The 18,235-nt window shown below is 72.3% G+C and carries 17 protein-coding genes; 10 read left to right on the forward strand and 7 right to left on the reverse strand.

The features are described from left to right. Positions 1 to 12: 12 nt before the first annotated feature. From ACFYWX_RS34370 to ACFYWX_RS34390, 5 genes are read left to right on the forward strand one after another with little or no spacing between them, the layout of a single operon-like run. Complete coding sequence (locus ACFYWX_RS34370; RefSeq protein ID WP_389428740.1) at positions 13 to 1,377, forward strand: L-fuconate dehydratase; 1,365 nt, start codon at positions 13 to 15, stop codon at positions 1,375 to 1,377. Continuing rightward, positions 1,374 to 2,129, forward strand: a complete 756-nt coding sequence (locus tag ACFYWX_RS34375) for an SDR family NAD(P)-dependent oxidoreductase (protein ID WP_389428741.1) — start codon at positions 1,374 to 1,376, stop codon at positions 2,127 to 2,129. The genes ACFYWX_RS34370 and ACFYWX_RS34375 overlap by 4 nt, the downstream gene beginning before the upstream one ends. Beyond that, on the forward strand, positions 2,126 to 3,094 hold the full coding sequence (locus ACFYWX_RS34380) for an aldo/keto reductase (RefSeq protein WP_389428742.1): 969 nt from the start codon (positions 2,126 to 2,128) through the stop codon (positions 3,092 to 3,094). The genes ACFYWX_RS34375 and ACFYWX_RS34380 overlap by 4 nt, the downstream gene beginning before the upstream one ends. Then, a complete protein-coding gene (locus ACFYWX_RS34385; protein ID WP_389428743.1) occupies positions 3,091 to 3,405 on the forward strand; it encodes an L-rhamnose mutarotase in 315 nt (104 codons plus the stop codon). The genes ACFYWX_RS34380 and ACFYWX_RS34385 overlap by 4 nt, the downstream gene beginning before the upstream one ends. Next, positions 3,402 to 4,241: an amidohydrolase family protein gene (locus ACFYWX_RS34390; protein ID WP_389428744.1), complete on the forward strand. Its 840-nt coding sequence runs from the start codon at positions 3,402 to 3,404 to the stop codon at positions 4,239 to 4,241. Before ACFYWX_RS34385 ends, ACFYWX_RS34390 begins: the two co-directional genes overlap by 4 nt. On the opposite strand, the gene ACFYWX_RS34395 is transcribed toward ACFYWX_RS34390, so the two are convergent. Next, positions 4,229 to 5,650 carry a lipase maturation factor family protein gene (locus ACFYWX_RS34395; protein ID WP_389428745.1) on the reverse strand — a complete coding sequence of 474 codons (1,422 nt, stop codon included), beginning with the start codon at positions 5,648 to 5,650 and terminating at the stop codon, positions 4,229 to 4,231. The genes ACFYWX_RS34390 and ACFYWX_RS34395 overlap by 13 nt on opposite strands. Before the next feature lie 125 nt (positions 5,651 to 5,775). Between ACFYWX_RS34395 and ACFYWX_RS34400 the strand changes: the two genes are divergently transcribed. Together ACFYWX_RS34400 and ACFYWX_RS34405 are read left to right on the forward strand one after the other, a co-directional pair. Then, complete coding sequence (locus ACFYWX_RS34400) at positions 5,776 to 7,857, forward strand: SpoIIE family protein phosphatase (protein ID WP_389428746.1); 2,082 nt, start codon at positions 5,776 to 5,778, stop codon at positions 7,855 to 7,857. 75 nt (positions 7,858 to 7,932) lie between these two features. Continuing rightward, positions 7,933 to 8,796 carry an Fpg/Nei family DNA glycosylase gene (locus ACFYWX_RS34405; RefSeq protein WP_389428747.1) on the forward strand — a complete coding sequence of 288 codons (864 nt, stop codon included), beginning with the start codon at positions 7,933 to 7,935 and terminating at the stop codon, positions 8,794 to 8,796. Between the two features lies 1 nt (position 8,797). Here the strand turns inward: ACFYWX_RS34405 and ACFYWX_RS34410 are convergent, their stop codons facing one another. From ACFYWX_RS34410 to ACFYWX_RS34425, 4 genes are all read right to left on the reverse strand, one after another. Then, positions 8,798 to 9,004, reverse strand: coding sequence for a hypothetical protein (locus ACFYWX_RS34410; protein ID WP_389428748.1), 207 nt, complete (start codon positions 9,002 to 9,004; stop codon positions 8,798 to 8,800). A gap of 54 nt (positions 9,005 to 9,058) precedes the next feature. Continuing rightward, a complete protein-coding gene (locus ACFYWX_RS34415) occupies positions 9,059 to 9,721 on the reverse strand; it encodes a zf-HC2 domain-containing protein (protein ID WP_389428749.1) in 663 nt (220 codons plus the stop codon). 140 nt (positions 9,722 to 9,861) lie between these two features. Further along, on the reverse strand, positions 9,862 to 10,377 hold the full coding sequence (locus ACFYWX_RS34420) for a hypothetical protein (RefSeq protein WP_389428750.1): 516 nt from the start codon (positions 10,375 to 10,377) through the stop codon (positions 9,862 to 9,864). A gap of 137 nt (positions 10,378 to 10,514) precedes the next feature. Continuing rightward, positions 10,515 to 11,069, reverse strand: a complete 555-nt coding sequence (locus ACFYWX_RS34425) for a sigma-70 family RNA polymerase sigma factor (protein WP_389428751.1) — start codon at positions 11,067 to 11,069, stop codon at positions 10,515 to 10,517. Positions 11,070 to 11,280: 211 nt separating this feature from the next. Here ACFYWX_RS34425 and ACFYWX_RS34430 point away from each other — a divergent pair, with 211 nt between their 5' ends. Next, positions 11,281 to 12,435, forward strand: coding sequence for a CapA family protein (locus ACFYWX_RS34430; RefSeq protein WP_389428752.1), 1,155 nt, complete (start codon positions 11,281 to 11,283; stop codon positions 12,433 to 12,435). Positions 12,436 to 12,489: 54 nt separating this feature from the next. Here ACFYWX_RS34430 and ACFYWX_RS34435 read toward each other — a convergent pair whose 3' ends face one another. Next, positions 12,490 to 12,951: a universal stress protein gene (locus tag ACFYWX_RS34435; RefSeq protein ID WP_389428753.1), complete on the reverse strand. Its 462-nt coding sequence runs from the start codon at positions 12,949 to 12,951 to the stop codon at positions 12,490 to 12,492. Positions 12,952 to 13,055: 104 nt separating this feature from the next. Between ACFYWX_RS34435 and lysX the strand changes: the two genes are divergently transcribed. Further along, positions 13,056 to 16,334, forward strand: coding sequence for a bifunctional lysylphosphatidylglycerol synthetase/lysine--tRNA ligase LysX (lysX, locus tag ACFYWX_RS34440; protein ID WP_389428754.1), 3,279 nt, complete (start codon positions 13,056 to 13,058; stop codon positions 16,332 to 16,334). 92 nt (positions 16,335 to 16,426) lie between these two features. Then, positions 16,427 to 17,350, forward strand: a complete 924-nt coding sequence (locus ACFYWX_RS34445; protein WP_389428755.1) for a polysaccharide deacetylase family protein — start codon at positions 16,427 to 16,429, stop codon at positions 17,348 to 17,350. Between the two features lie 43 nt (positions 17,351 to 17,393). On the opposite strand, the gene ACFYWX_RS34450 is transcribed toward ACFYWX_RS34445, so the two are convergent. Continuing rightward, positions 17,394 to 18,062, reverse strand: coding sequence for a class F sortase (locus ACFYWX_RS34450; protein WP_389428756.1), 669 nt, complete (start codon positions 18,060 to 18,062; stop codon positions 17,394 to 17,396). Positions 18,063 to 18,235 lie beyond the last annotated feature (173 nt).

The following is an 18,235-nucleotide window of genomic DNA, read 5'->3' on the forward strand; positions in this document are numbered from 1 at the left end:
GAAAGGCACCCCGTGTCCCCGACCCCCGCCCGCGTCACCGCGGTCGACACCCACGACATCCGCTTCCCCACCTCGCGCGAGCTCGACGGCTCCGACGCGATGAACCCGGACCCGGACTACTCGGCCGCCTACGTCGTGCTGCGCACGGACGCCGGGGACGGGCACGAGGGGCACGGGTTCACCTTCACCATCGGGCGGGGCAACGAGGTCCAGGTCGCCGCGATCGAGGCGTTGCGCGGACATGTCGTCGGCCGGTCCGTGGAGGAACTGTGCGCCGACCCGGGCAGCCTGAACCGGGACCTCATCGGCGACAGCCAGCTGCGCTGGCTCGGCCCCGAGAAGGGCGTGATGCACATGGCGATCGGGGCGGTGATGAACGCCGTCTGGGACCTGGCGGCCAAACGCGCCGCCAAGCCCCTGTGGCGCCTCCTCGCCGACGCCGACCCCGAGTGGCTGGTCGCCCAGGTCGACTTCCGCTACCTCACCGACGCCCTGACCCCCGACGAGGCCCTGGCCCTCCTCCGCGGCGCTCGCGAGGGCAGACAGGAGAGGCTGGACCGCCTGCTGCGACAGGGCTACCCGGCCTACACCACATCGGCGGGCTGGCTCGGCTACGACGACGCCAAGCTCACCCGGCTCGCCACCGAGGCGGTCGCCGACGGCTTCACCCAGATCAAGCTGAAGGTCGGCGCCGACCTCGACGACGACGTACGCCGCTGCCGCGTCGCCCGGCAGGTCGTCGGCCCGGACATCCGCCTCGCGATCGACGCCAACCAGCGCTGGGACGTCGACGAGGCCGTCCGCTGGACCAAGGCCCTCGCCGAGTTCGACCCGTACTGGATCGAGGAGCCCACCAGCCCCGACGACATCCTCGGCCACGCGGCGATCCGCCGGGCCGTCGCCCCGGTCAAGGTCGCCACCGGCGAGCACGTGCAGAACAGGATCGTCTTCAAGCAGCTGCTCCAGGCGGGCGCCATCGACGTCCTCCAGCTCGACGCGGCCCGTGTCGGCGGCGTCAACGAGAACCTCGCCATCCTGCTGCTCGCCGCGAAGTTCGGCATCCCCGTCTGCCCGCACGCGGGCGGCGTCGGCCTGTGCGAACTCGTCCAGCACCTGTCGATGTTCGACTACGTGGCGGTCTCCGGCACCATCGACGACCGCACCATCGAGTACGTCGACCATCTGCACGACCACTTCCTCGACCCGGTGGTGATCCGCCAGGGTTACTACAAGTGCCCCGCTCTGCCGGGCTTCTCGGCGGCCATGCGTCCCGAGTCGATCGCGCGGTACACCTATCCCGGCGGCACCTTCTGGGCCGCCGACATCGAGGCAGACATCAAGGCTGACATCAAGGCGAAGAAAGGTCACGCGGCATGAGCGACTTCGAGGGCCTCAGCGCCCTGGTGACGGGCGGCGCCTCCGGCATCGGCCGGGCCACCGCGGAGCTGCTGGCCGAGCGCGGCGCCCGGGTCGCCGTACTCGACCTGGACACGTCATCGGTCGAGAAGCCGCTGCGCGCCTACAGGGCCGACGTCACCGACGACGCCTCCGTGCGAACGGCGGTCGCGGCAGCCGTCGCCGACCTCGGCGGCCTCGACATCCTGGTCAACAACGCGGGCATCGGCGCCCAGGGCACCGTCGAGGACAACGACGACACCGAGTGGCACCGCGTCCTCGACGTCAACGTCGTCGGCATGGTCCGCACGGCCCGCGCCGCCCTGCCGCACCTGCGCGCCTCCGCCCACGCGGCCATCGTCAACACCTGCTCCATCGCCGCCACCGCCGGCCTGCCGCAGCGGGCCCTGTACAGCGCGACCAAGGGCGCCGTGTACTCGCTGACCCTCGCCATGGCCGCCGACCACGTCCGCGAGGGCATCCGCGTCAACTGCGTCAACCCCGGCACCGCGGACACCCCCTGGGTCGGCCGCCTCCTGGACACGGCAGACGACCCGGTCGCCGAACGCGCCGCCCTGGAGGCCCGCCAGCCCACCGGCCGCCTGGTCAGCGCGGCCGAGGTCGCGGGCGCCGTCGCCTACCTGGCGAGCCCCCTGTCGGGTGCCACCACCGGCACGTCCCTCGCGGTCGACGGCGGCATGCAGGGCCTGCGCCTTCGGCCGGTGGGACAGTGAGCGCGCTGGGCCGCAGCGGCGTCGAGGTCAGCGGCCTCGGCTTCGGCGCCGCCGTGATCGGCAACCTCTACACCGAGGTCACCGAGGAGCAGGCGTACGACGCCGTGGCCGCGGCCTGGCGGCAGGGCGTCCGCTACTTCGACACCGCGCCCCACTACGGCCTCGGCCTCTCCGAGCGCCGCCTCGGCGCCGCCCTGCGCGCACACCCCCGCGAGCAGTACACGGTGTCGACGAAGGTCGGCCGCCGCCTGGACCCCGCCGACGGCACCGGCGACGACCTGGCCCACGGCTTCGCCGTCCCCGCCTCCCACCGCCGTGTCTGGGACTTCACCGCCGACGGCGTACGGCGCACCCTGGAGGCGAGCCTGGAACGCCTCGGCCTCGACCGCGTCGACGTCGTCTACCTCCACGACCCCGACGACCACGCCGAACAGGCCTTCCGCGAGGGCTACCCGGCGCTGGAGAAGCTGCGCGCCCAGGGCGTGGTCGGCGCGATCGGCGCGGGCATGAACCAGGCGGAGATGCTCACCCGCTTCGTCCGCGACACGGACGTCGACGTGGTGCTGTGCGCCGGCCGCTACACGCTCCTCGACCAGAGCGCCGGGGCCGAGCTGCTGCCCGCGGCCGTCGAGCGAGGAGTGTCGGTCGTCATCGGGGGCGCCTTCAACTCGGGGCTGCTGGCGGATCCAAGGCCCACAGCCACCTACAACTACGCCCAGGCGCCGGCCGAGCTGCTCGAGAAGGCCTTGCGCATGCAGGCGGTGGCCGACCGGCACGGCGTCACCCTGCGCGCCGCCGCCCTGGCCTTCTGCGCCGCCCACCCGGCGGTCGCGAGCGTGCTGGTCGGTGCCCGCTCGGCAGACGAGGTGCGCGACTGCGCCGAGCAGTTCGCGACCCCCGTCCCCGCCGCCTTCTGGCAGGAGCTGAACGACACCGGTCTGCTGCCCCTGGAGGAGCCGTCGTGAGAGTCGCCCTGCACACCAAGGTCCGCGCCGACCGGATCACCGCGTACGAGGCCGCTCACCGAGAGGTCCCCGAGGAGCTCACCGACGCCATCCGCGCGGCCGGTGCCACCTCCTGGACGATCTGGCGCAGCGGCACGGACCTCTTCCATGTCCTGGAGTGCGAGGACTACGCCCGCCTCCTCGCCGAACTGGAGAAACTGCCGGTCAACGTGGCCTGGCAGGCCCGCATGGCCGACCTGCTCGACGTGGTGCACGACTACTCCGGCGAAGGGGCCGACGCCGGCCTGCCCGTCGTGTGGGAGCTGCCGTGACCGTCGACGCGCACCACCACGTCTGGGACCTGTCGGTCCGGGACCAGGACTGGATCAGGGGCCCCGAACTCCAGTCGCTACGGCGGAACTTCACCCTCGCCGACCTCGAACCCGACGTCCGCGCGGCCGGCGTCGACCGCACGGTCCTGGTGCAGACGATCACCGTGCCCGAGGAGACCCCCGAGTTCCTCGCCCTCGCCGCCGGACACGACCTGGTCGCGGGCGTCGTCGGCTGGACCGACCTGACCCGCCCCGACGTGGCCGACGAACTCGCCCGGCTCCGCGAACTCCCCGGCGGCGCCCACCTCAAGGGCATCCGCCACCAGGTCCAGGGCGAGCCCGACCCGCAGTGGCTGCTGCGCCCCGACGTCCACCGCGGCCTCGCCGCCGTGGCCGCCGCGGGCCTGGCCTACGACCTGGTCGTCCTGCCCCACCAACTCCCCGCCTGCGCCAAGGCGGCCGCCGACCACCCCGGCCTCACCCTCGTCCTGGACCACCTCGCCAAGCCGCCCATCGCCTCCGGCACCCGCGAACCCTGGGCCACCGCGGTCCGCGCCCTGGCCGCGCTCCCCAACACCGTCTGCAAGCTCTCCGGCATGGTCACCGAGGCCGACCACGCCCACTGGACCGTCCACGACCTGCGCCCCTACGCCGAGGTGGCGCTGGAGGCCTTCGGACCGGGCCGGCTGATGTTCGGCTCGGACTGGCCGGTGTGCACCCTGGCAGCGACGTACGGTGACGTGCTGTCCGCCGCCCAGGAGCTGACCGCGGACCTGAGCGCCGACGAAATCACCCAGGTCTACGAGACCACCGCCACCCGCGTCTACGACCTCTGAACCGCCACCGTCAGCCGCGTCGGCGGCAGAAACTCCCGCACATACGTCCGCTCCCAGCACGCGCCCGTCTCCCGCAGCTCCCGCCAGCTCGTGTAGCGGTAGCGGAAGAGGCGGGCGCGGACGTAGCGCGGGGGCTCGCCGGGCGGGAACGGGGAGCGGCGCAGCAGCCTGAGGGTGTCGCGGTCGTTCTCCAGGAGCCGCTCGACCATGACACCGAACCACGACCCGGCGTAGGCGGGGGAGAGGGCGGCGAACCACATCATCCAGTCCAGCCGGAGGTGGTACGGCGCGTACTGGCGGGGCCAGCGCCGCGGGTCGCCCGGCTTGCCCTTGAACTCGTACTCCCGCCACTCGGAGTCCTCGCGCGGGACGTCGTCGGGCGTGCCCTCGACCACCACCTCGTAGCGGACACGGCTCACGCTGCCGAACGCGCCGTAGGTGTTGACCAGGTGGAGCGGGTCGAAGGAGCGGTTCATGACCTGGCCGCGGGAGATCATGTTCACGACCGGGTGATAGCTCAGGTACACCAGCAGCGCGGCCACCGCCAGGACGACGACCTCGTACCAGATCGGGGTGTCGGGCAGGGACGGCGCCTCGCCCGGCAGCCGCAGCGCCGACAGGGCCAGCACGATGGTGATCCAGTTCAGCCAGGAGAAGTTGCCCGACAGGACCAGCCACAGCTGGGTGACGATCATCAGGGCGGCGGCGGCCGTGGCGATCGGCTGTGGGGTGAACAGCAGGACGGGCACGACGAGCTGCGTGACGTGGTTGGCGGCCACCTCGACCCGGTGCAGCGGCTTGGGCAGATGATGGAAGAACCAGCTCAGCGGGCCCGGCATCGGCTGCGTCTCGTGGTGGTGGTCCAGGCAGGTCAGCTTCCGCCAGCAGGCGTCACCCCGCAGCTTGATCAGACCGGCCCCGAACTCCACGCGGAACAGGATCCAGCGCAACAGGAACAGCACGAGGAACGGCGGGGCCACCTCGTCGTTGCCGAGGAGGACGGCGAGGAACCCCACCTCCAGGAGCAGGGACTCCCAGCCGAAGCCGTACCAGGTCTGGCCGACATTGACGATCGACAGGTACAGCGCCCACGGCACCAGCCAGAGCAGCATCGCGGCCCACAGCGGCAACAGGGAGTCCAGGCCCGCGATCAGCGCCACCGAGACCGCGCAGCCCGACCAGGCACAGCCGGCGAAGAAACGGTCCGAGTAGTGCAGATGGAACAGGCTCGGCGCCCGCCTGAACGGTACGCGCGCGACGAACCGGGGGATCGGCAGCATCCCCCGCTCACCCAGCAGCGGGCGGAACTGGAGGGCCGCCGTGAGGAACGCGACCAGATACACGCCGGCCAGAGCCCGCTGGAAGACCAGTCGGCTCAGCCAGTAGTCGGGTGCGGTGAACCACTCCACGGCCTCGCGCTCCTGTCCTCGGTCCCGACGGCCCCGTCACTCACCGTGTTCCATGCCTCGGGCTGGGTAACCCACGTGTCCCGTGCCCACTCGAATAATCGGGCAAATCCTGGCAAGGTGGGCGCATGGCTGATCGGGGAGCGAGCGCGCTGTCACTCCCGGACGACTGGCCCGCCCACCCGGATCCGATCCTGGCCCTCAACCGCATGGGCAGCTTCGACTGGGACCTGGACTCCGGCCTGTTCCACATGGACGCCCGGGCCCACGAGATCTTCGACATGCCCCCCGCGGAGTACGACGGCCGCCCCGAGAGCCTCTCCCCGCGCGTCCCGCAGGCGGAGGGGATCCGCCTGGACGCCCTGGTCGCCCAGGCCATCAAGGACGGCAGTGAGAACTACGGCGCCTACTTCCGCATCCGCCGCCGCGACGGCAGCCTGTGCTGGACCCACACCCAGGGCTACATCCGGCGTGACGAGACGGGCCGCCCCCGCCGGATCATCGGCATCGTCCGCGACGCCGCCGAGGAGCTGAGAGACCTCGCCGACCGCCGCGACGAGGCCGCCCTCGACGACGCCCGCCGCGAGCAGACCAACGTCGTCCAGCTCACCACCGCCGCCCTCGCGCACGCCCGCACCGTGCGGGAGGTGATCGACGTCCTCAAGGACACCCACGGCCTCACCCACCTCGGCGCGACCAGCCTCGTCATGGGCCTGGTCGAGGCCGGCCGCATCCGTCTGGTCGCCGAGGGACCCGCGGGCAGCTTCGTGCCCGGCACCCTGGTCACCCGCATCGACGAGCCCTACCCGATGAGCGAGGTCGTCCGCACCCTCAGCCCCCGGTTCATCGAGTCGCCCGAGGAGTTCGCCGCCGGCTACCCCGCGCTGTGGCCGCACATCACCGACCTGGACATCACCTCGGCCGCCTACCTGCCCCTCATCGTCCAGACCCGCCCCATCGGCGCCATGGGCCTGCTCTACAGCGACCGGCGCGGCTTCACCCCCGAGGAGCGCAACATCCTCGTCGCCCTCGGCAGCAGCATCGCGCAGAGCCTGCAACGGGCCATGTTCTACGAGCAGGAGAAGGACATCGCCCAGGGCCTCCAGCAGGCCATGCTGCCGCGCACCATCCCCAGCGTGGCCGGCGCCGACGTCGCCGTCCGCTACCGCGCCGCCACCATCGGCGGCTCCCTCGGCCGGGACATCGGCGGCGACTGGTACGACCTGATCCCGCTGCCCGGCGGCCGGGTCGGCGCCGTCATCGGCGACGTCCAGGGCCACGACACGCACGCCGCCGCCGTCATGGGCCAGCTCCGCATCGTGCTGCGCGCCTACGCCGCGGAGGGCCACACCCCCGCCACCGTGATGGCCCGCGCCTCCGTCTTCCTGCACGAACTCGACACCGACCGCTTCGCCACCTGCCTCTACGCGGAGGCCGACCTGTCCACCGGCGTGGTCCAGGTGGTCCGGGCCGGGCACATCGACCCCCTGGTGCGGGCACCCGGCGGAGCCTGCCGCCGCGTGCCCGTCGCGGGCGGCCTGCCACTCGGCCTGTCCGCCGAGTTCGGCACCCTCGAATACCCGGTCACCACCCTCGAACTCGACCCCGGCCACACCCTGCTGCTGTGCACCGACGGCCTGGTCGAACAGCCCGGCGCCGACCTCGACGACGGCATGAAGACCCTCACCGCCCTCATCGCCACCGGCCCCGACGACGTACGCAGCCTCGCCGACCGGCTGATCGTCGTCGCCGAGGAACGCGCCGGCGACGACGACGTGGCCCTGCTCCTGCTGCGCCGCCGGGGCCTCGACACCCCGCGGCCCGGGGGCCGCCTCCAGCAGCTCGTGATCCCCGGCGACCCCGAGGCCCTCACCGGCGCCCGGCACATGATCCGCGCCGCCGTCCGCTCCTGGGGCGCCCGCGACCGCGCCGACGAGGTCGAGCTGGTCGCCGACGAACTCATCACCAACGCCCTCATGCACACCGAGGGCGCCGCGATCCTCACCCTGCGGGTCCTCGGCAACTCCGACCGCCGCCTGCGCGTCGAGGTCGAGGACTCCTCCAGCGCCCTGCCGCGCCGCCGCGAGGCCGGGGATTCCGGCGTCTCGGGGCGCGGCCTGCTCCTGGTCGACCTGCTCACCGACGAGTGGGGCGTGGAGGCGCGGGGCGGCGGGAAGTGCGTGTGGTGCGAGTTCACGGTGTCCGGGTGAGGCCGATCCGGTCGGCCCCGGATGGCGCTCCCGCCCGGAGCTGAGGCCGGCGGTCCCCGGTGGCACTCTGGACGTATGCCGGAACTGCCCGAGGTCGAAGCGCTCAAGGACTTCCTGACCGAGCACGTCGTCGGTCACGAGATCGTGCGCGTCCTGCCCGTCGCCATCAGCGTCCTGAAGACCTACGACCCACCCGTCACCGCCGTCGAGGGCCGCGAGATCACCGCCGTGCACCGCCACGGCAAGTTCCTCGACCTGGAGACGGACGGCGGGCCGCACTTCCTGACCCACCTGGCCCGCGCCGGCTGGCTCCACTGGAAGGACCGCCTCCCCGACGGCCCGCCCCGCCCCGGCAAGGGCCCCCTCGCCCTCCGGGTCGCCCTGGAGACGGGCGAGGGCTTCGACCTCACCGAGGCCGGCACCCAGAAGCGGCTCGCGGTGTACGTCGTACGGGACCCGCAGGAGGTCCCCGGCGTCGCCCGCCTCGGCCCCGACCCGCTCGCGGCCGACTTCGACGCACGAAGACTCGCGGGGCTCCTCGCGGGGGAGCGCCGCCAGATCAAGGGTGCCCTGCGCGACCAGAGCCTCATCGCCGGCGTCGGCAACGCCTACAGCGACGAGATCCTGCACGCCGCGAAAATGTCCCCCTTCAAACTGGCCGCCTCCCTGACCCCGGAGGAGACGGACACCCTCCACGCCGCCCTGCGCAGCACGTTGACCGACGCCGTCGAACGCTCCCGCGGCCTCGCCGCCGGCCGCCTCAAGGCCGAGAAGAAGACCGGCCTGCGCGTCCACGGCCGCACGGGCGAACCCTGCCCGGTCTGCGGCGACACGATCCGCGAGGTGTCCTTCAGCGATTCGTCCCTCCAGTACTGCGCGACGTGCCAGACGGGGGGCAAGCCGTTGGCGGACCGCAGGATGTCGAGGCTGCTGAAGTAGGTCACCAGTAGGCGCTGCCCACGAGAGAGGTGACCGTCGCGAGCACGCCCAGGACCGGGGCCGGGATCGCCAGGCCCTCCGCGATCGAGGCCAGGGTCCGCGTGGATGACCGGTGGGTCCTCGGGCGGCGGAGTGCGGACGACCACGTCGTGCGGCTCGGTCGGCTGCTCAGGCGGCCGGCACGGCGGCTCCTGGTCGAGCGGACCATCAGTGGCTCCACGTCGGCACTTTCAGTGTCCGTCCGTGGCGGTGGGCCTGCACATCAGCGGGGGGCCAGGGTCACCAGGTGCTCGCCCTCCGCCGAGCGGATCTCGTAGCGGAGGATCTGGTCGGTGTGCAGATCGGTCCCGCCCTGCACGGTGGTGGGCCGGGCGTCGTGCCGGGGCACCATCCAGTTGGTGACCGCCCGTTCGGAGCCGTCCCGGCCGATGACGATGAGGCGGCAATTGCGGGGCCCCGCCCCGTCCTTGACCTTCAGTTCCACCTGGCTGCCCCAGGGCTCGTCCTCGGTCGTGACCTGTGCCCACACACCCGACTTCTCGTCCGTCGCGGTGACCCGCACGGCGTCGTCCCCGCCGCCCGCCCCCGCGCCCGACAGCATCACGAGCGCCGGACCGGCCAGCGCGACGACCACGGAGGCGGCCACGGCGTACAGCAGCCGCCTGCGACGCGCCCGGTGCCGCGCGGCGACCTCGCCGAGCAGCCGGTCCAGGAGCCGGGGGCCCGGCCCCGCGAACGGGTGCACCACCCGCGGCGTCGCCTGCCGGTACAGCATCAACTGCCGTGTCGCTGCACCGAATTCGGTGACCTGCGCCGCGCACTGAGGACACTCCATGAGGTGGTCCTCGAAGCGGAAGGCGTCCACTTCGTCCAGCACGCCGAGCGCGTAGGCGCCGGCGTCGTGATGCCTTTCCTGGGACCTCATGCGCAATCCTCGTGCCGTTGGGTGCGGGTGGGGTTACTCCTTGCTCCCATCCGTACGCACCCGGCACCCGAATCACTCAGCCGTACACACAATCGAGACCAAGATATTCGGAGCGGTTCGGCCCCCGGATTGGTCCGGTTCTAAAAAAGATGGATGGCGAGATGTCCGAGGGGCAGCCCGAGCTGCCAGGCGGGCGTCCACACCTTCGGTCCCTCGTCCTCACCGACCACCGGAGCGCCGCCCGGAACCGCGTTCAGGTCGGGTGCGAGCAGCTCGGTCTCCTCCAGCCAACGCCAGGCGGCAGCGGCCAGTTCGAGGTCGGGCGCCGGGTCCGGGGACGTGGCCGCCTCGGCTGTGAGCCCGGCCATGCGCTCGCGCACCCAGTCCTGCCACGGCTGGTCGTACGCCGTCAGCGACAGCCAGGTCTCCAGCTGGGTGACGACCCGGATGCCCGGGAGCTCGCCGTCGGTGTCGGAGAGGAAGATGGTCAGCGCCAGGGCGTCGCGCCCGGCGCGGAACTCGAACGAAGTCGGCGGCATGAGATCGCCGGTCCGCAGCAGTTCGTCGGCGATGTACTCGGCGTACAACCAGGCCATGGGAACGGTGAGTTCACCGCCGCCGGTGCCGTCCGTACTCTGATGACCTCTGTGCAGCATCCCTTCCTGCCTTCCTCCGGTGCGTGCGCGTCGCCCGAACCCGGGCCCCCCAGTCCGGAACACGGATGAGGACAGCCGATTACTCAACTGGGGTCCTCAGCAAGGCGCTTTACGGAGGTTTGACTATCCCATTGGTTTCACCGCAGGTCGGCCGCGTATCCCGGAAGTACCCTGCGCAGGGCGCGTAGCGCGTAATATGCGCGGGACTTCACGGTACCGGGCGGAATCCCCAGGGCTGCGGCGGCCTCCGCCACACTCGCCCCTTGGAAGTACACGAGCACCAGGACTTCACGGTGCTCGGGAGTGAGAGTCTTCACAGCTTCCCGCACATCCAGGGTGGCGGCCGACCGCTCGGCGTGGTCGGCGCACACCGGCGCGTGTTCGAGCACCGCGTCGCCGACCTCCGCCGGGCGCGCCTGCCGGGCCCGCCGCGCGTCGATCGCGAGCCGCCGCCCCACGGTGAGCAGCCACGGCCGGACGGAGTCGAAGGCGTCCGCGCGCAGGGCCTCGGGATGCTGCCAGGCCCGTACCAGCGTCTCCTGCACGAGGTCCTCGGCGCGTTGCCGGTCGCCGTCACACAGCCTCAGCAGCAGCGCGAAGAGCGGTCGGCCGTGCTCGCGCTGGAGTGCGGCGAGCTCGTGCTCGGCGGTCGTCCCGTTCGTACCGTTCGTGAGGGTGGTTCCGGCCGTCATGCGCGTATGGGACCGCAGGGCGGCGGCCAGGGACAGGGGGCGCACGCGGGTCTGCGACGGACGGTCGATCGCGTCGACGAACGGTTCGACGAACGGTCGTATCCCGCCACTCGCGCACACCGGATGGGTGAGTGGGGGGCCTGAGGTTGTTTGCGACAGCGGCCAAAATCGTACCTATTTGTGCGTAAATATGACCTCAGCGGGGTGAGGAATGATCGCACGCAGACGACAGGTTGCCCTGATCCTGACAGCTCTACTGGCCTCGGCCGCAGCCTGCCAGGCCCACCGCCATCAACCGCCCGCGGAGCCCGGACGGCCGGCACCGGCCGCGGGCACCGCCAGATTCACCCTCGTCGCCTCCGGCGACGTCCTGCCGCACAGCTCGATCATCGACCGGGCGCGCTTCGACGCCGGCGGCACCGGCTACGACTTCCGCCCGATGCTGGCCGGGATCCAGCCCGTCGTCTCCCGCGCCGATCTGGCGCTGTGCCACATGGAGACCGTGTACGGCGCGAACGGCGACTACACCGGCTACCCCACCTTCAAATCACCGCCCGAAGTGGCCGCGGGCCTCGCCTCGGTCGGCTACGACGGCTGCTCCACCGCCTCCAACCACTCCCTCGACGACGGCGCCGCGGGCATCTTCCGCACCCTGGACACCCTCGACCGCGCGGGCGTGCGTCACGCCGGGTCGGCGCGTACGGAGGCCGAGGCAGGCACCGTCACGATCCTGCGCGCGGGCTCGGCGCAGGTCGCCCACCTCGCCTACACGTACGACACCAACGGCCTGCCGTTCCCGCCGGGGCAGCCCTGGGCGGTCAACCTGATCGACGAGCAGCGGATCCTCGCCGACGCCCGGGCCGCGCGGCAGGCGGGCGCCGACGTGGTCGTGGTGTCCCTGCACTGGGGCACCGAGTGGCAGGAGGAACCCGACGCCCAGCAGCAGAGCCTCGCCCAGCGGCTCACCGCCGCCCGCACCGACGGCCGGCCCGACGTCGACCTGATCCTCGGCACCCACGCCCACGTCCCGCAGGCGTACGAGAAGGTCAACGGCACCTGGGTGGTCTACGGGTTGGGCGACCAGGTGGCCGGTGAGATGTTCAACCACGAGGGCGTCCAGGACTCCCGCGGCAACCAGTCCACCGTCGGCCGCTTCACCTTCGCCCCGCCGAAGCGGCCGGGCGGACGGTGGGAGGTCGCCAAGGCCGAGTTCCTCCCGCAGCTCTTCGACGTCGACGCCGGCCGCGTGGTCGACGTCAACCGGGCGATCGCCCAGGGCGCCGAGCTGACCGGGGTCCGCGACCGGATCCGGGACGTCGTACTCAGCCGGGGCGCCGCGAAGGACGGGCTGGTGATGGGGGAGTAGCGACGCGGCGTGACGGGGGAGCAGCGGCGGGGCCCCCGCGCCGACGCGCGGGGGCTACGGCACCACCGTCACCGGCCACCGCCCCGCCTTCACCAGCCGGACCGCCACCGAGCCGACGATCCGGTGCCCGGCCTGCTCCGAGGCCCCCACCACCACCGCGTCCGCCTTCAGTTCGTCGGCGGCCTTCACCAGGCCGCTGTACGGGTCGCCGCGGAAGGTGTGGAACTCCCAGCGCACGTCGAATATCCCCTTGACCCGCTCGGTGGCGTCCCGGATCTCCCGCACGAGGTCCTCGGCGATCGCGTCGGTCGTGCCGGCGACCGGCGCCCCCATCGCCGCGCCCGCCACCATCACCGGCTGTACGTACACGACCGCGAGCAGCGCGCGCTGCCGCCGGGCCAGCCCCGCCGCGTAGGCCGCCGCACGGAAGGACGAGTCGGAGCCGTCCAGACCGACCACGATGACCTTCGGCCCGTCCGTGCCCAGCTCGAACTCATGTGCGTGATGCTTCGTCACGGCTCCGAGGCTATCGGAAGCCGCAGGTCGCCCCGTGCGGGGGCACCAGGTGCCCGGCACCGCTCGACGGGCGAGGACGCCCGTCTGTTCCTACAGTCGAAAGCATGAGTGCCACCGTGGCGGCCACCACGGCCGAGGAGACCCAGGGCCCGATACGACCGCCCCGAGGCGGCTTCCTCAGCCGGGTGCCCCAGGGTTTCGCGGCCTTCTTCGGCGCCCTCGGCCTGCTCTGCGTCCTGCTGGCCCTGATCCCGCCCCTGCGCACCCTGCTGCGCCCGGTGGTCCGCGCCCTCGACCAGATCATCGTCCCGGTCAGCGCCAACCTGGCCTACGCGGTCTTCCTGTTCCTGCTCGCCGCCGCGACCGCCGCCCGTAAGAAGGTCGCCTGGTGGCTGGTCGTCGTCTACCTGGGCCTGCTGGTCCTCGCCGACGTCGTCGGCGTCGCGTCCGGCCTGTACGCCGACTCCATCCCCTCCCTCGTCGTGTGCGCCCTCGCGCTCGCCCTGCTGGTCGTCGCCCGCCGCGAGTTCTACGCCGCCTCCCGCCGCGCCGCCGTGTGGCGGGCGCTCGGTGTGCTGCTGGCCGGCCTCGTCGTGGCGATCCTCGTCGGCTGGGGGTTCGTGGAGCTCTTCCCGGGCACGCTGCCGCGCGGTCAGCGGCTGGCCTACGCCGCCGACCGCGTCTGCGGCGGCCTGGTCTCCGGCGGCACCTACGACGGACTGCCGCCCCGCGCCGTCTCCTTCCTCCTCGGCCTCTTCGGCGCCCTCGCCCTGCTGAACGCCGCCACCACGCTGTTCCGCTCCCAGCGCCTGGAGGCGGCCCTGCACGGCGACGAGGAGACCCGCATTCGCGCCCTGCACAGGCGCTACGGCGACCAGGACTCCCTCGGCTACTTCGCCACCCGCCGCGACAAGGCCGTCGTCTTCTCGCCCAGCGGCAAGGCCGCCGTCACCTACCGCGTCGAGGCCGGCGTCTGCCTCGCCAGCGGCGACCCGGTCGGCGACCGCGAGGCCTGGCCGCACGCCATCGCCGCCTGGCTGGACGTGGCCCGCCGGTACGCCTGGGCCCCCGCCGCGATGGGCGCCTCCGAGGACGGTGCCCGCGCCTTCGCCCGCGCCGGGCTCGGCGCCCTCCAGCTCGGCGACGAGGCGATCCTCGTCGTCCCCGACTTCGACCTCGACGGCCGCGACATGCGCGTGACCCGCCAGGCCGTCCACCGCGTCCGCCGCACCGGCGCCACCTGCCGCGTCCGCCGCCACTCCACCCTCACCGAGGAGGAGATGAAGGCGGTCGTGGACAAGGCCGACGCCTGGCGCGACACCGAGACCGAGCGCGGCTTCTCCATGGCCCTGGACCGGCTCGGCGACCCCGCCGACGGCGACTGCCTCCTCGTCGAGGCCCTGAGCGCCGACGGGCAGCTGCTCGCCCTGCTCTCCTTCGTGCCCTGGGGCAAGGACGGCATCTCCCTGGACCTGATGCGCCGTGACCGCCGCGCCCCCAACGGCGCCATGGAGTTCATGGTCGCCGAACTGGCGGCCGTCGCCCCGAAACTGGGCGTGCGCAGAGTCTCGCTGAACTTCGCGGTGTTCCGTTCCGTCTTCGAGGAAGGCGCTCGCATCGGCGCCGGACCCGTGCTGCGGCTGTGGCGCCGCCTGCTGCTGTTCCTCTCCCGATGGTGGCAGTTGGAGGCCCTGTACCGCTCCAACGCCAAATACCGCCCCGAGTGGTACCCGCGCTTCCTCTGCTACGGCGAGGCCGCCTCCCTCGCCCGCATCGGCCTCGCCTCCGCGATCGCCGAGGGCTTCGTCTCCGTACCGTCGCTGCGCAAACTCTGGGGAAAGGGGCACTCGAAGGGCGGGCAGCGCCCTGCGACCACCGAGGGCCTGCCGCCGCTGTCGGCGCTCGGCCTCGACGGAGGGGACGAGGCCGGGCCCGACGCAGCGGAGCTGGACCTGCCCGAACAGGTCCGCGTCCGGCACCGCAAACTGGAGCGGCTGCGCGCCGACGGCACCGACCCCTACCCGGTCGGCGCCCCCCGGCGCACCCACGCCCTCACCGAGGTCCGCGACGGCGAACAGGTGACGGTCGCCGGCCGGATCATGCAGGTCCGCGACTTCGGCGGCATCGTCTTCGTCCGGCTGCGCGACTGGTCCGGCGACCACCAACTCGCCCTCACCCGCGCCGAATCCGGCCCCGCCCTCGACCACTTCACCGCCGACACCGACCTCGGCGACCACATCACCGCCACCGGCCGCGCCGGCACCAGCGACAAAGGCGAACCCACCGTCTTCGTCACCGCCTGGCAGCTCGTCGGCAAGTGCCTGCGCCCGCTGCCCGACAAGCGCCGCGGCCTCGCCGACCCCGAGGCCAAGGTCCGCCTGCGCTATCTCGACCTCGTCGCGAGCCCCGACGCCCGCGACGTGGTCCGGGCCCGCTCCACCGCCGTACAGGCCCTGCGCCAGGGTCTGCTGGAGCGCGGGTTCATGGAGGTCGAGACGCCGATCCTCCAGCAGATCCACGGCGGCGCCAACGCCCGCCCCTTCACCACGCACATCAACGCCTACGACCTCGACCTCTATCTGCGCATCGCCCCCGAGCTGTACCTCAAGCGGCTGTGCGTCGGCGGCCTGGAGAAGGTCTTCGAGATGGGTCGCACCTTCCGCAACGAGGGCGTCGACCACAAGCACAACCCCGAGTTCACGATGCTGGAGGCCTACCAGGCCTTCGCCGACTACGACGTGATGCTCGACCTCGTCCGCGAACTCATCCAGGGCTCCGCCACCGCCGCCTTCGGCAGCCCGGTGGCCCGCAAGGACGGCACCGAGTACGACATCTCGGGCACCTGGCCGGTCAAGACCGTCTACGGCGCGATCTCCGAGGCACTGGGGGAGGAGATCACCCCCGACACGGAGCTGCCCGCGCTGCTGCGGCTGTGCGACCGGGCCGCAGTGCCGTACGTCGCGGACGACGGGCACGGCGACATCGTCCTGGAGATGTACGAACGGCTCGTCGAGGAGAAGACCCAGCTGCCCACCTTCTACAAGGACTTCCCCACCGACGTCTCCCCGCTCACCCGCCAGCACCGCACCGACCCCCGGCTCGCCGAGCGCTGGGACCTCGTCGCCTTCGGCACCGAACTGGGCACCGCCTACTCCGAGCTGACCGACCCCGTCGAACAGCGCCGCCGCCTGACCGCCCAGTCCCTGCTCGCCGCCGGGGGAGACCCCGAGGCGATGGAACTGGACGAGGACTTCCTCGACGCCCTCGAATACGCCATGCCGCCCACCGGCGGCCTCGGCATCGGCGTCGACCGGCTGGTCATGTTCCTCACCGGCCTGACCATCCGCGAGACCCTCCCGTTCCCGCTGGTACGCCACCGCTGACCGCGAGCGGGGCTGGGCCGGGCGGGTGGAAACGTGCCTCCGTGCCGGTGTCGGTGAGGTGCGTCGGCCTTCCGTCGGGCGACTGATGAGTCATGAAGAAGGATCAGTTGCTCACGCGGCGCCGGGCGTTGCTCGCCGGCGGCGCCGCTCTGGGGGCGGCAGGCACGGCCGGGCTGTTCGCGCTGGGCGGGGCGGGCGGGCCGACCGCTCCCACGGCTTCCACCGGAGGCACCACGACCCCTGCCGGAGGCACCACGGCTCCCGCCGGAGGCGCCACGGCTCCCGCCGGAGGCGCCACGGCTCCCGCCGGAGGGGCCCCGGTGCGCCGGCTCCCGGTGACACCCTCCACATACCGCCTCCAGCCCCTGACCGGATACGGCCCGGTGCGCACCACCCCCGGCCACCCCCGCGTACGGCGTGAGCCGCTGCTGCGCCTGTCCGGACGCGGCCGCACCATGGTGCTGACCTTCGACGACGGCCCCGACCCCCGCTACACCCCCGCCATCCTCGACACCCTGCGCGAGTACGACGTCCGCGCGATGTTCTTCGTCTGCGGGGAGATGGCCGTCGGCAACAAGGACCTGCTGGCGCGGATGGCCGACGAGGGCCACGTCGTCGGCAACCACACCTGGTCCCACCCCTTGCTGACCCGCCTCACCCGACGACGCATCCGGTCCGAGATGGAAAGCACCTGCGACGTCATCGAGGACGCGTACGGCGAACGCCCCCAGTGGTTCCGCGCGCCCTACGGCGCCTGGAACCGCGCCGCGTTCCAGCTCGGCGCGGAACTCGGCATGGAACCGCTCGCCTGGACCGTCGACAGCCTCGACTGGACCACCCCCGGCACCCGCACCATCGTCGACCGGGTCGAGGACGGCGCCGCCCCCGGCGTCGTGGTGCTCTCGCACGACGCCGGGGGCGACCGCTCGCAGAGTGTCCGGGCGCTGCGCTCCTATCTGCCGCAGCTGCTGGACGGCGGCTACCACATCACCGTCCCGCGCCGGCAGTACGCGTAGCGGGCGGCGGGCACGGGCCTTCGCCCGCCCGGCCGGGGAACGTTCAGCGGACCTCGACCAGGCGGGCGAAGGCGACGACGTTCCCGTCGTAGCCGTTCTGCTTGGAGAAACCGCCGCCGCACGTGATGACCCGGAGTTCCGGGGTGCCCTTGGAGGCGTAGACACGGTCGCCCGGGAAGTTGTTCTTCGCGAAAACCTCGATGCCGTAGAACTCGAAAACGGCGGTCTTTCCGTCCCCTCGCGCCACCTCGAGTCGACTTCCCTTCTTCAGCGCCCCGAGCCCGTAGAACACGGCGGGGCCCTGCGTGTTGTCGACGTGCCCGACGATGACCGCGGTTCCCTTCTCACCGGGCGATACGGCGCCGGTGAACCAGCCGGCCAGGTTCGGGTCCTCCGCGGGCGGCGCGCCGACCCAGCCGTCCGAGTCCAGGCCGACCGGCATGACGGGCGCGTCCACCTGGATCGAGGGGATCCGCACCCGGGCGGGCACCGCGTACGGCAGTGCCTGCGGGGTGCCGAAGATGCCCTGCGTGGTACGGCTGTCCGCGGCGGCCGCCGACGCGGGCTGCGGCGGCCCGACGTCGAACTCCCCCGAACCGTTGCGAATGAGCGCGAGACCGGTCAGCAGAACAAGCGCTATCACGCCCCACGGGGCGCGCTTCCTCCGCCGCTCCTCCTCTTCCGCCACCTCGGACAGCTCGAACGCAGACATTCGCCATCCCCTTTCGACGCGGCCGTCGCCACGTCAATTCGCGCATACGAGAACGCTAAGTCCCCCGCGCGCGAGCGGCGACGGGACAGATGCGAACGGGTGGCAGGCGCGCCTGTCGGTGCGCCATCCGAGTCGCTCCGACCAGGAATTTTCTGACGGTCCGTGACCTGCGG

Source organism: Streptomyces sp. NPDC002888, from assembly GCF_042888465.1.
Taxonomy (GTDB): Bacteria; Actinomycetota; Actinomycetes; order Streptomycetales; family Streptomycetaceae; genus Streptomyces.

What these genes read in the sequence shown, in the direction of transcription:
- ACFYWX_RS34400 (WP_389428746.1), top strand. Translation starts at nt 5,776, where the DNA reads ATGGCTGATCGGGGAGCGAGCGCGCTGTCACTCCCGGACGACTGGCCC.
- ACFYWX_RS34425 (WP_389428751.1), bottom strand. Translation starts at nt 11,069, where the DNA reads ATGACGGCCGGAACCACCCTCACGAACGGTACGAACGGGACGACCGCC.
- ACFYWX_RS34410 (WP_389428748.1), bottom strand. Translation starts at nt 9,004, where the DNA reads ATGGTCCGCTCGACCAGGAGCCGCCGTGCCGGCCGCCTGAGCAGCCGA.
- ACFYWX_RS34415 (WP_389428749.1), bottom strand. Translation starts at nt 9,721, where the DNA reads ATGAGGTCCCAGGAAAGGCATCACGACGCCGGCGCCTACGCGCTCGGC.
- ACFYWX_RS34405 (WP_389428747.1), top strand. Translation starts at nt 7,933, where the DNA reads ATGCCGGAACTGCCCGAGGTCGAAGCGCTCAAGGACTTCCTGACCGAG.
- ACFYWX_RS34375 (WP_389428741.1), top strand. Translation starts at nt 1,374, where the DNA reads ATGAGCGACTTCGAGGGCCTCAGCGCCCTGGTGACGGGCGGCGCCTCC.
- ACFYWX_RS34430 (WP_389428752.1), top strand. Translation starts at nt 11,281, where the DNA reads ATGATCGCACGCAGACGACAGGTTGCCCTGATCCTGACAGCTCTACTG.
- ACFYWX_RS34445 (WP_389428755.1), top strand. Translation starts at nt 16,427, where the DNA reads ATGAAGAAGGATCAGTTGCTCACGCGGCGCCGGGCGTTGCTCGCCGGC.
- lysX (WP_389428754.1), top strand. Translation starts at nt 13,056, where the DNA reads ATGAGTGCCACCGTGGCGGCCACCACGGCCGAGGAGACCCAGGGCCCG.
- ACFYWX_RS34420 (WP_389428750.1), bottom strand. Translation starts at nt 10,377, where the DNA reads ATGCTGCACAGAGGTCATCAGAGTACGGACGGCACCGGCGGCGGTGAA.
- ACFYWX_RS34450 (WP_389428756.1), bottom strand. Translation starts at nt 18,062, where the DNA reads ATGTCTGCGTTCGAGCTGTCCGAGGTGGCGGAAGAGGAGGAGCGGCGG.